At 48.8% G+C, this 12,161-nt stretch carries 8 protein-coding genes; 2 read left to right on the top strand and 6 right to left on the bottom strand.

Features of this window, described 5'->3' with window-relative positions; translation table 11 throughout:
- Positions 1-180: 180 nt before the first annotated feature.
- Positions 181-813: a response regulator gene (locus ACPYIV_RS13445; protein ID WP_425883451.1), complete on the top strand. Its 633-nt coding sequence runs from the start codon at positions 181-183 to the stop codon at positions 811-813.
- 14 nt (positions 814-827) lie between these two features.
- Here the strand turns inward: ACPYIV_RS13445 and ACPYIV_RS13440 are convergent, their stop codons facing one another.
- Genes ACPYIV_RS13440 through ACPYIV_RS13425 form a run of 4 tightly spaced genes read right to left on the bottom strand, consistent with a single transcriptional unit; the run spans position 828 to position 5,950 of the window.
- Positions 828-2,141 (bottom strand): DUF4933 domain-containing protein, encoded by a 1,314-nt coding sequence (locus tag ACPYIV_RS13440; protein ID WP_293734362.1) that lies wholly within the window; start codon positions 2,139-2,141, stop codon positions 828-830.
- 32 nt (positions 2,142-2,173) lie between these two features.
- Positions 2,174-3,385: a 6-bladed beta-propeller gene (locus ACPYIV_RS13435; RefSeq protein WP_293734361.1), complete on the bottom strand. Its 1,212-nt coding sequence runs from the start codon at positions 3,383-3,385 to the stop codon at positions 2,174-2,176.
- Between the two features lie 18 nt (positions 3,386-3,403).
- A complete protein-coding gene (locus ACPYIV_RS13430; protein ID WP_293734360.1) occupies positions 3,404-4,708 on the bottom strand; it encodes a DUF4933 domain-containing protein in 1,305 nt (434 codons plus the stop codon).
- 6 nt (positions 4,709-4,714) lie between these two features.
- Entirely contained in the window at positions 4,715-5,950 is a 1,236-nt protein-coding gene (locus tag ACPYIV_RS13425; protein WP_425883448.1) for a 6-bladed beta-propeller, read from the bottom strand.
- A 759-nt stretch (positions 5,951-6,709) separates the two neighbouring features.
- Between ACPYIV_RS13425 and ACPYIV_RS13420 the strand changes: the two genes are divergently transcribed.
- Positions 6,710-7,711: a HAMP domain-containing sensor histidine kinase gene (locus ACPYIV_RS13420; protein WP_321781476.1), complete on the top strand. Its 1,002-nt coding sequence runs from the start codon at positions 6,710-6,712 to the stop codon at positions 7,709-7,711.
- Here ACPYIV_RS13420 and ACPYIV_RS13415 read toward each other — a convergent pair.
- Positions 7,708-10,392 carry a prolyl oligopeptidase family serine peptidase gene (locus ACPYIV_RS13415; RefSeq protein WP_425883446.1) on the bottom strand — a complete coding sequence of 895 codons (2,685 nt, stop codon included), beginning with the start codon at positions 10,390-10,392 and terminating at the stop codon, positions 7,708-7,710. The two genes, ACPYIV_RS13420 and ACPYIV_RS13415, sit on opposite strands and share 4 nt — an antisense overlap.
- Before the next feature lie 60 nt (positions 10,393-10,452).
- The gene (locus ACPYIV_RS13410; protein ID WP_425883444.1) at positions 10,453-12,153 is read right to left on the bottom strand and encodes a formylglycine-generating enzyme family protein; all 1,701 of its coding nucleotides are present in this window, start codon (positions 12,151-12,153) and stop codon (positions 10,453-10,455) included.
- Between the last annotated feature and the right edge of the window lie 8 nt (positions 12,154-12,161).

The raw sequence follows: 12,161 nt of genomic DNA, 5'->3' as shown, positions 1-12,161 counted from the left end.
GGTTATTGTCATATTGTCATATCGTCACGAATGTAACGCCGGAAAAATAAGTTATTCTTTTTTCGGAAAGACAGGTATTAAATCCTATTTTTGTTGCCGATAGATAGTGGGTAATAACATGGTACATAAATCATCATTTACACCATTTTATTTTTATGTATTACTAAAAGAAATGAGACAATGCAGGACGGGAAAATAATCCTTGTGGATGACAACGAAGCGGTGCTGAAAACGTTGAAGATGATTCTGGCACGCGAGTTCAAAACGGTAGTGGGAGTGTCTGTCCCGACGCTTTTGCCAGCTTTGTTGCGTGAAGAAGATGTTGACGTTGTCTTGCTGGATATGAATTTCGGTACCGGGAGACATGATGGAAGCGAAGGTCTGTTCTGGTTGGAGCGCATCGCCGACCGTCCCGATCCGCCTCAAGTCGTCTTGATCACTGCCTTTGGTGATATCGAACTGGCCATCTCCGCTTTGAAAAGGGGAGCGGCGGATTTTGTTGTAAAACCTTGGGATAACGAGAAGCTGGTGGCGACTTTGAAAGAGGCTTTCCGGCGGAGGCGGAAAGAGCGGGCAGAGATGGCTTTGATCGAGCGGGCCGTCCTGCTAACAGACTCGCCTTCGCTTGGGGCGGACGATTCCCATATAGAAAAAACGGCTTCCACATCCCACCCGGTGACCTTGGAGGAGATGGAGAAGCAGTTTATCAGTGAAGTGCTGCGCGAGAAGAACGGCAATCTGACGCTCTGTGCCCAACAGTTGGATATCAGCCGGCAGACATTATATAACAAGATGCGGAAATACGGTTTGTAACCGGGGGCTTGTCCCTATCGTACGACAATCATCACATAATCCCGTTCCAACACCTTCGGGTTGTCTAATAGTTCGAGCAGTTTCTTTTGCTTGGGCGAGCCGGTTCGTTTCACCAGTACGCGCATTTCCGTGACGGTACGGAGCATATACAGGCAATCGTCTGTTTGTCCGTCCGGCCAGAAAGGCATCCCGTCGTCCAGGTCGTTGATGAAGCCCCTGTTCTTGTCGGCCGGCAGCATGACCGTGCGTCCTTCTTCTTTCAGGTAGACAGCCTGGTGGGTCAAGCTCGGTTTGTAGTCATATTCCCAACCGATCCAGTTTGCGATGATCCGTCCCCCTTTCTGGTAAAGGCCCATGAACAGCCCTTTGGGATTCTCGTAAAAGGTTTTCAGCCACATTTTGCCTTTCGGGATTTTAGCATCTTTCATCTCTTTCAGGTTAAGTCCTTGCTCCCCGTAACGGATGGCATAGAGCGGGGCGACGGTTTGCGGATCATGCAACTGGTAGACGGTGTCGCAATAGGGCATCATGAATGTCATTTTGTCTTGCCCGGTGTTCCAGTAGAACGTTTGGAAGAATGGAATGCTGTCCGTCATCGTGCGCGGGGCCAATTCCCCTTCTTTCAACCGGAACTTGCAGAGTGTATCGCCTTGGAGGTTGAATGTCGTGATTCCGTCCGGTTCTCCCGCCGTTTCTCTGTAGCTGCACAAAGTGTAGCCGGTGGAGGAGAAGCCGAGCAGCCTATCGCCACGCCGGCCGAGCTGGTATTTCTCGATGGGGCTTTCGGGGAAGAAGTAACTTTTGATTGTCAGCATCGTGTCCAATGGCGGCAAAACGCCGATGAAGGGGATGCTGTCCGTCCCGGTTCTCCGTGTTTCCTGTGTCTTTCCGCTGAGGGCTACATACATACGGGTTGTCTTCTTGTCATAGAACATATTCTGTCCGTTCATCTCGTTGTTCCATTTATAGGCCAATGCTTTGAAGCCGTACCGCTTACTCGGAATACCTTGTTTGCGGTAGTAGATGCGCGGATTGTTGAACGTGATAAAAGCATTGCTGTCCGGCAGCTCGATCGCCTGGGTGACGGTGAACCGGGCGTCTCCAACGGTATAGTATTCGATCTTGGATGCGATCTGGCTCAACTTCAACGGTTCGGGCTTCTGCGAGGCTTGTTCTACATCCACGATCTTCACCGGCTCGGAACGGTCTATCCGGGCTTCCGTCTGCGGGGCGGTCGGAATGTGTTGTTTCGCTTCTTCCGCTTGCTTACATCCCGTTATCATCATGAGTGCGGAGAGAATACTTAAAGTATGGAACTGTTTTTTCATCTTAAAACTGTATTTGTGGTAAATGTAATGAATTATTTCCTTAACTTAGCTAAAAAGAGAATGTTGTTGTCGTTCTCGTTGATGGAGTTGAGAAGTCGGGTTACTTTCTCTTTCTGTTCGGGGGAAAGTTTGCCTGTTTTCATGCTCTTTTCAAGTCTGTCGCGGAGGTTTCCCGGGTCCTGGTTCAGGATATAGTAACCGTTGCGGAAATTGGGGTAGGGAGGAAAATTGCCGTCAAAGCTACTGAGCGGCAACTCTTCGTTTCCCAGGAAGTCGTTGATCAGGTGCATATAAGCGCCTTTTCCGGTTGCTTTATCGATGATGAAATGTTTGTGATTGGTGGAACCGAAGATGTTTTTGGATATTTGTATGCTTTCGGCTGTAGTACCCAGGAAATGATGCGGCAGTTCATAAAATGTATGGTTCGGGACCGGATTGGTGGTCGTAAAAGTCATTGTGAAATGAGGCATCAACAGGTTATTATGAAAATCATAATGATAAAGCGTGTCTTTTCGTGCCGGCAGGTAATAGTTGAGCATACAATCGAACACGCCGTCTATGTTGTAACCGCAATATACTTCCGAGTTAAAATCGTAGGCCGTGAGCGATCCCGCTTCAATAAAGCTCTTCCGTTCCCCTTTGAAATCCTGTGTCCAGGCTACTGCCGGTATATTGGGGAAGGGCAGGGCGAATACGGCTATCAGGGAATCCTTTGCGTTGATCCATAGTTTGCCTTTCGGGATATTCAGGCAAAGCGGAATAGACGGCAACACATTCCCCTGCAAGTCGTAAACCAGTAGTTGGCCGACTGTCCAGGGGAGCATATAGATCCGGTTGTTGGCTTCGTCGATCTGCGCATCGTAAAGGGATTGATATTCACCCGGGCCTTGTCCGTTCGCTCCGATGTTTGTCAGGAATTTCCCTTTCCGGTCGAATAGTCTGACCGGATGTTCCTGATTCCATACCAGCAGGTAATTTTCTGAAACGATAACCATTTGTTCGCCCATCAGCGCTTCATCCCGGTTATCGAAACGGATGATATCCAAATCTTCTGCAAACAGGCTGAGAGGTATTTGCAGAGTATCGTTTAACAGTTTCTGGTCGCATACCGTTAACGGATGCCCGGCAAGAGTTTCTGTTTGAGTCACAACGGGGCATTCATCCAGTGTTTTGGTGCTTATGCTGCTGCAACCTGTCCAGGCTGAACAGCATACACCGATTATCAGGGCAAGAAGTTTATTCATATTTCTACAATTGCTTTTTTATTTGACAACGATCATCACATTCTGTTTCTCGTCTACGCCGTCCAGAAACGCTTTCAATTCTTTCTGCCTGGGCGATCCAGTCAGTTTAATATTAGCTTTCAACTCTTTGGCGGGGCGGATCATATAGAGGTAACCATCTGTCTGCCCGTCCGGCCAGAAGGGGAGGCCACCGTCCAGGTCGTTTGTAAGCCCCCGGCTTTTAAACGGTAGTGCAAAAGTCTGTTTGGATGATTTCAAATAAACGATTTGCCGTTCTTCCGATGGCCTGTCCGGCTCGCGGTCTGCATCCAGCCAGCCGCTTTTTGTGCTTTTCCCTTCCTTATATATCTGGATAAAGAGGGCCTTGGCATTCTCTTCGAGTGCGCTCATCCATGCCTTGTTCTTCAGATCTTTCCCCTGGATGTTTTCGATTGCAGTCAGACGCATCTTCCCGAAATCGGTAACGAATGCCGGGGCATAAGTCTGATCGTCCACGAGCCGGTAGATGGTATCGCAGAAAGACAGACGGAATGTGATCTGCTCGCCATGGCGGTATATTTTGTCGAAGAAGGGAGGCTGATACAAGTAAGCACCTACCTTAGTGGTAGGATCTATGCCTCCGGTAAATGTACAGATTGTATCACTGTTCAGATTGAATGTTATAATGCCTTCGGGATGTCCGTTCTCGTTTTCCTTTTTGGTAACATATCGATCCGGTGACAGATATCTGACGAAGGATGCTTTTTGAGGAAGGAAAAACCGGTTGGGCAACGAATCCGGATACAGATAATAAACTCTTGCCAAAACAGTGTCCAACGGAGGAAGTTCCACAATATATTTTTCTCCGTAGCCGGTTTCGGGATTGATCCGTTTCAGATGTGCATACAGGCGCGTGGTGGCCTTATCAAAACAGATTTTTGTGCCGGATACATTTATCCAGTTCCCGTACGTTGTCTTCAACCCCACCCGTTTCCGCTTCATTCCTTTACGATACAGATATAGCTTAGGCTGATTCAGTGCAATAAAACCTTCGTTAGCGGCAACTACATCTGTAATCGGGTATTTGTCGTCTCCGACCATAAAATACTCGATGGAAGAGGCAACCTTACTCAGGTTGACAGGGACGGAGTCGGCAACTGCTTTCTCTATATCGATACGTGCAGGTGGAACCGACTGATCGTACCGGGCCGTGTATTTCGGCGGAAGCGGCTGATGAACTGCTGTCTGTTCTGCCGGTTCTCCCGCTTCGGATTCCTTTTGCTGTTTACATCCTGTTGCCGACAGGAGTGCCGGCAACAGGATGAGAAGTAGTTGTTTGTTCATGGAAGATTATTTTTTGAGCTTGGCGATCATGACGTAGTTGTTGTCATCTTCGTCGATCGTGCCTTGCAGGTCTGTGAGTTTCTTACGCATGGCATCGGTAATGTCCTGCTTCTTCAGCGCGTTCTCGATGTCGGTCAGGAGGTTGCCCGGTTCGATGCTGCGGACGAAATATCCTTTATTGAAAATACCATCGGGAAACTGTATGTCCTGATTCCCGAGATAATCGTTATACAGTTTGAGGTAGGCCCCTTTGCCGCTCTTTTTGTCAATGATATACGAGAAGGTTTCCCCTTGTGTGAAGGTCCATGATTCTTCAGTCTTTCGCTCGACGGGAGGTTCTGAAAATTCTCCTACAAAATGATCCGGCCATTCGAAGTAGCCGTGCCAGGGAACCGGGTCGGTTATCGTATGATTGAATGTAAAGACCGGTTTCAGACGGTTTCTTTCCGTATCATACTGATACAGGGTGTCCACTTGCGGCGGGAACATGGAAAACAGACAAAGATTGAATACGTCAGGAAGAGTAGGGCTGTACATAATTTCCTGATTGAAGGTATCGTGTTCAACTTTCAGATGTCCCGGTTCTATTTCCTGCAGATGTTTCCCTGTCCTATCTTGTATCCATACGATTGCCGGTGTCTTCGACCAGGGAAGCGTTGCTACGGTAATTGTACCTTTGACCGGATCGACATAAAATCTTGCTTTCGGACAACGATAACCGAGCGGGATCGGTTCCAAAACCTTCCCCTGCATATCGAAAACCAACAGTTTGTCGCTTTGCCAGGGCATAAGGTAGATACGTTGGTTCAGTTCGTCGATCTGGGCGTCGTAGACAGATGTATATTCATTCGGCCCTTGACCGATTCCTCCTATTTCGGCAATATAATTTCCTTTTCTGTCGAAGAGTTTGAATGCCGTAGGTGGGTAGCCGCTGTGTGCCAGAAGATAATTATCGGAGACTGTTATAGCGGTTTGTCCGACCAATGCCTCATCCCGGCTGTCCAGCTTGACAATCTCCATTTCTTCGGCAAAGTGGCTGAGCGGGATGCGTACGGTATCGCCCAGGAATTTCTGGTCGCACGACATAACCTGATCATCCCCCACTTGTACATATTGACCGACTACCGGGCTATTGGCCAACGGATCGGTGGTTTGTGCGGGTTGGTTTTTGCCTCCCGTTCCGCAGGATGTTGCTATTGCGGCAATCAGCAAACCTCCTAAAAGTCTTGTTGTCTTGTTCATAATCTCCGGATTAATTGTTTGTACTTTATTTGCATTAGATAGTCTGATACAAATAAAGCAATTTAATTTGTTAAAAACAAGTTTATTACTATTTATTCGTAAATAAACGTACAATCCGTATCCTTTCATGGCAACCGCGCTGGAATATTGAGGAAAGATACCTGCAATCATCTTTCCACGTTCCAATAACCGTAAAGATGTGACTATATAAAGGGTTCACATCGTTGTAAACAATTTAAGGACAGTGGTTTGGTGTGAACCCTGTGAACCCTTGATCGTATCATGCAGGTAAGCGTCTCCGCAGTCCCCTTTTTTCCAAAAATAAAAGAGTACCTGCCTTTGTCTTAAAAACAAATGGAAAGAAGAAGAAGTAAATAAATAGAGAAAAATGGAGGAGGCAAGGCGGTAAACACGGAAGTACTGGCAATATCGATGAAAATCGCTAGGTTCACAACAACTCGCAGTTATTTAATGTGTTGCAAGTGTGTGATGGCGCATTAAAAACACCTTATAGGGTAGTTTCTTATGGGACGGGAGCTATAAAATATACCCTTATAGCTATATTTTATAGCCTATAGGCCGTTCGGGAAAAGGTACCGACTTCCGGAGCAAAAGGTGCCTGCTTTCCGGAGGAAAGGTTACCACCTTTTTCCAAACGGATAACGGTCCCTTTCTCGGGCGGCAAGCATCCTTTTTCAAACGGATATGTATTCAGTGTGTCTTTTTGTGGGTTTGTGGTAATTAATGTATCTTTGCCTCATGTACAGTCGCAGGTTATATGCTAAGATTGTAGGGAGCGTAGTATTGATTGTGCTTTTATCCCTGGTTGGCTCCTGGTTGTTAATAACGCAGCTGTCATATACCTTGTCTTTTGTATGCCTGATATTTATCCTGTTGATAACTCTGTTTATAATCCGGTTGGCAACCCATCTTAATTCTAAGTTGTCCGTCTTCTTCGAAGCAATGCGGAATGAGGATACGACACAGCATTTCCCGGTCGATCCGGCCGATCCCTTTTTGAGTTCTTTATATACCGATATGAATCATATCCTCCGGCAATTAGCCGATAAACATATTGAGGTTGAGGAAAAAAGCCTCTATTATGAAAGTATTCTCCGGGTGATGACGCATGAGATTCGTAACTCTATCGCCCCGGTTGCATCTCTTTCGGCGGACCTGTTAAAACATCTGGATCATACTTCCGTATCGCAGCAACGCGAAGAGCTTGAAGTTATCAACAGCCAGGCAAAGAACCTGACGGCTTTTCTCGATTCGTATCATCGCCTGACCCATTTGCCGGAGCCGGAATATAAGACGGTTACGATACAGGCGTTATTTACTAAGTTGGAACGGCTGTTACAGGCAGAACCGGGGAGCGGACGGATCGTTTACTCCGCTGGTAAGGCCGATAGATCGACTGGTAAGGAACTTCAAATGTATGGTGATGCCAATCTGGTTACACTTGCATTGATCAATCTGATCCGGAACGCATTGCAGGCGGTGGAGGGGCAACAGGATGGAATCGTCAAGGTAGATGCATGCATCGGAGCATCCGGCCGTCTCCTTATAACGATAACAGACAACGGCCCGGGCATTCCTTCCGAACGGTTGTCTGCTATCTTTACGCCTTTCTATTCCACCAAATCCGGTGGTAGCGGTATCGGCCTGCCTATCTCCCAACGTATCATGCAACTGCATGGCGGTAAACTGTCCGTCTCATCCATCCCGAATGTCCGGACAACGTTTAAGATGGAGTTTTAATATCCCAACTCGAAATCCCGGTCTACCGCCGGTACACCTTCGCTCATCCATTTAGGCATGGGAGCGTTTTGCAGGTAGTGGTGGAAGAACTGGAACATACGTTTCTGGAAATCGATGCGGTTTGCCAAACGCACCGGCCAGTGAGGCTCGCCGGTGTAGTTGAGCAGCCAAGCCGGTTTTTGGAGGCGTTTGAGGGCGATAAAATATTCGATTCCCTGATACCAGGGCACGTGTCCGTCTGCATCGTTGTGCATGATCAGGATCGGGGTGGTCACCTTGTTCATATTGAAAAGGGGAGAGTTCTCGATGTATTGCAGCGGCATTTCCCAAATGTTCCCCCCGATGCGGCTTTGCCCGTGTTCATATTGCATGGAACGGTTTAGCCCCGAACCCCAGCGTATTCCGCCGTAGGCGCTCAGCATATTGACTACCGGAGCACCCGATTCGATTGCGGCAAAGAGGTTGGTGCGGGTGGCCAGGTAGGCAACCTGGTAACCTCCCCAGCTATGGCCTTGCGCGCCGATTGCTTTTTCGTCGACATACCCTTTTGCAATCAGGGAGGTGATCCCCGGCATCACGCAATTGTAGGAACTCTCACCCGGATAGCCGTCTGTAAAACGGACATCGGGGTTGAAGATGATAAAACCGTGGCTCAGGTAGAACGGGTAGTCGATTGTGGAACGTCCCGGGCTGGGCATATGGTAGCTGTACAGTGTATGGGCATTGCGTTCGTAGAAATTCACGATTACCGGATATTTCTTATTCGGATCGAAATCAGCCGGTTTGTAGATGACACCTTCCAGGGGGCGGCCGTCTAAGGAGATCCAGGAAGTGAGCTCGGCTGTTCCCCAGATGATCGGGTCTTGCTGGCGGATGCCGTCCGTCAGCCGGATGGATTTCTGGAAACTGAGGTTGGACAGCCGGGTGTCCGGATATTGCTCATAAGTCTCCTGCGTATAGATTACGGCATCCGCGTCTTTCGCTTTCGACAGGGCGGCCAGCTTGAAGTTACCGGCCAGCAATGCTTTGGGGGCAACCGGTTTGTTCAGGCGGGCGGTATAATATCCGGAACCTTTGGTGACTTCGTTGAAGCCGTTGAGGTATTGGGGAGCATCCAGGTTATACGACCTTTTTTCCCGGTCCAGTTGAATCAGCGAGTAGGTGATCTTCTCTTTCCGGCCGTTTACGGTCAGGTTGGTCGGGGAGGAGGAAGCCGTCGGGCTAAATTTCCAGATGTCGTAGCGATCCCGGATCAGGATGGCCTGGTCGTCGTCCGTCCACCCCGCAATTCCGTAAGGGGAAGGATAGTCCGGAACATCGTTGTCTTCGTCCCAGGCAATGAATGTCTCCGGTGTGGTCAGGCGGTATTCTTTCCCGTCGGTCATGGAGCGGGTGTACCAGGAACTGTCTTGCTCCTGATACCAGTATGTGTATTTCCCTTTCGGGGAGAAACGCATGTGAGCGGGACTCTTTTCTTTTATCTGCCGGCGTTCCCCGGTTTCCAGGTCGACCGTATAAATGTCATAAAAGTTTTTGGCTGTCCACATACTTTGTGTGCCGTATGGTTTTGATGTGGAGAGAAGTGCCAGCGGGGCATTCCCTTCATCGGCGGTTTGTAGCGCGGGGAGTTCTTCAGTCGCCAGTTGGATAAGACGTCCGGAACCGATGTTGTAGACCGCCGTATAAGACCGCTTCAAGTCGGATGCCTTGTTAAAGGACTGCTGCGTATATTGCACTTTTTCGTCCCAGCTCCACACTTGTACGTCCGGCCGGTTCTCGGCCAGTACGGTCGTGTCTCTCTGTCGGGGTTCCGGGGCTGTGCCGAAGAACAGGCGGTTTGCGTTTTCGGAGAAATAAAGGGTTCCGTTTTCGCTGATTATCCACGACGCGGGGAATGCTTTGTCTCCCCGTTCCGCGATCCGTTTGCCGGGGGCATTGTCCTCTGCCAGATACAGGCTGCTTTGGGTTGCCGCGGAGTCTTTGTTTGCGCAGAACAGATAGGCGAGCTTGTTGCCGGTTTCGTTGAATGCAATCTTTTTGAATACTCCTTTTTCGCCGGATATCCGGTTGTTCCCTTTCTCTGGAATGTAGGTGTATAAGACAGAGTCGGAGACGACGTATAGGACATTTCCCTTTTTAGCGAATCCGAAATCGCTTACTGCCGGGAACGAATCTTTTTGCATCCCGTCGAGCGAACGGATATAAAGGGTGGAGTCTTTTTTATTTCCGCGCTGATAAGCCAGCCAATCAGCCGTTTCAGAAAGTTTGTATGTCTTGAGTGAATCTACCGTCTCTTCTCCGCCTGTAAGCCGGGAGATGACGAGGCTGTTCATCGGCATTTTATCCTTGTCTGTTTTCTTCAGTTTCTCGGCTTCCACCTTTTCCAAAGGAGGGACTTTTGTCACCAACAGATATTCGGATGAAGCGCTGAACTGCGCTTTCGAAGCGGGTTTGAAAATACCTTTCTCTTCTCCTTTGCCGTTGTATAATTGGATTGTGGCATCTCCCCGCCAGGGTTCCATCTTGCAGAATACCCATTTCCCGTCATCGGAAATACGTTGTTCGGATATGCGTTCCCATCCGACCATCTCTTCGAATGTCATCGCTCTCTTTTCCTGGGCTTGAACTGCCAAATTAGTGAGCAGGCAGATCAGAGACACGAATTGCTTGGAATATTTCATGATACATATTTTGTTTGTACAAATGTATGATGAAAAGATCAAATAAGGAAACAAATCTTTTTATCGTTTGGCAATATCTTTTACCAGCCTGAAACCATTGTTGAAATGTTTGCTGTTGGGGAAGATATAATAGCGGCAGGTCGGACGGCAGATGGCACGTTCGTTGAACCAGGTTCCGCCACGGACGGCGACATATTCTTTGCCGTCTCTTATTTGGGTGTTGCTGCACCATTCCCATACGTTTCCGCTCATATCGTGCAAACCCAATTCGTTGGGTTTTAGTGTCCCTACCCGATGCGGTTTGCCGCCGGAGTTTCCGGCATACCAACCCAGGCTGTCCAGTTCCATGCCGCCGCTATAGAGATGGTCGCGGTTTCCGTAGTTGCCGCCCCGTGCGGCGAACTCCCATTCCTCTTCGGTCGGTAAGCGGCCTCCGGCCCATTTGCAATATTCCTGTGCGCCGTACCAGGTAATGTAGATCGCCGGATGAGCCTCATAACCCGGTACTGGTTCCCCGTTCAGGATTCCCCAGTTACAGGGATAATACATGGGAGGACTGTTTTTTATCTTTTCGTTATCCAGCGTAGCCAGAAAGCGGGCGAACTGGTAATTCGTTATCTCATACCGGCTGATCCGGAAGCTGTCTACCTTTACCTGATGAGGCGGGTTATTATCTTCCTTATAAGTAGATCCCATCTCGAAAGTCCCTCCTTTGACCGTTACCATTTCCGGGCTCTCATTCTGCTTTAGCCATTTTCGGAATTGAAGATCTTCCATCTTTTTCCCTGCAGCTTCATACTCGTTCGGACGGATATCGCTTTCCATAAATTTCCGGAGGTAGCGGATTGAAATATCATAGGCCTCGATCCCTTTAACCGGAAGCAACCGCTCGGCCATAGTCGCCAAAGCCATATATCCGTCTGTCCGGGTGGAATCGAGCCGGACTGCTTTGGCATACAGCTTGTAAGCCTCTTCCGCGTAGCTGTCCATCTCTTCGGATTTGCGGCTTGTCAGGCGCAACAAGTCGTCCGCCTCCCGGATGTAACTGTCGGCATACGGGTTGATCTGGTTACTGATCAAACGGGTGAACCTGGTTTTCTTCATCTCGACCGGGATGAGGCGGTAAAGTGCCTTGAGCGAATCGGGCGGAATATTTTTCATGACGCGCGTCAACAGGAATTGGCCGGCATACTGGTTCATGTGGTTTTGAATAAAGACAGACCGGATGGAGTCCAGCCGGCGGGAAAGTTGTTCTATCTCGATTTCCTCCCTGAGCTTGTAACCTCCGTCTACGACGTGTTTGTTGTATGCATCGCTTCCGGTACTGAGCCTATGCAATTGCATGGACAATTGGTTCAGGCTGTCGAGCTTATGATGTACTTCCTGCGTCCGGTTCAGATAAGCGGCATATTGCATTTGGGTTTGAGCCCCTTCGAAGTGCAGGCCGTTGGGGAAATCGTGGATGCTTCCTTCGATCACGATCTTCCCCGTGTCTACCAGCAGGTCGCAATAATAGAACTCATCTTTGACGGTCGTACAAAGCCAAAGATGTTGGGGAGTGTCTACCAGCTCGCCTTTCATTTGCAACTTGCCTCCTTCGAGGCGCATCGAATTTATAATCCGCTGCGTGCTGAATTGTTTCAGGAAGAATACAGTCCCGTCTTTCACATCCCGTATCCGGGCCTGTATGACATAGGAATCATCCGCATGTAACAACAGGCTGATCCCTGAAAACAATAGAGCAAGCAACGTTTTATACATAGTAACCG

Origin of the sequence: Parabacteroides vesiculifaciens (genome assembly GCF_049860805.1) — a bacterium.
In the GTDB taxonomy this organism is placed as follows: Bacteria; Bacteroidota; Bacteroidia; order Bacteroidales; family Tannerellaceae; genus Parabacteroides.
The sequence above is the reverse complement of the archived record's forward strand: the minus strand, read 5'-3'. Positions and strand labels throughout refer to the sequence as shown.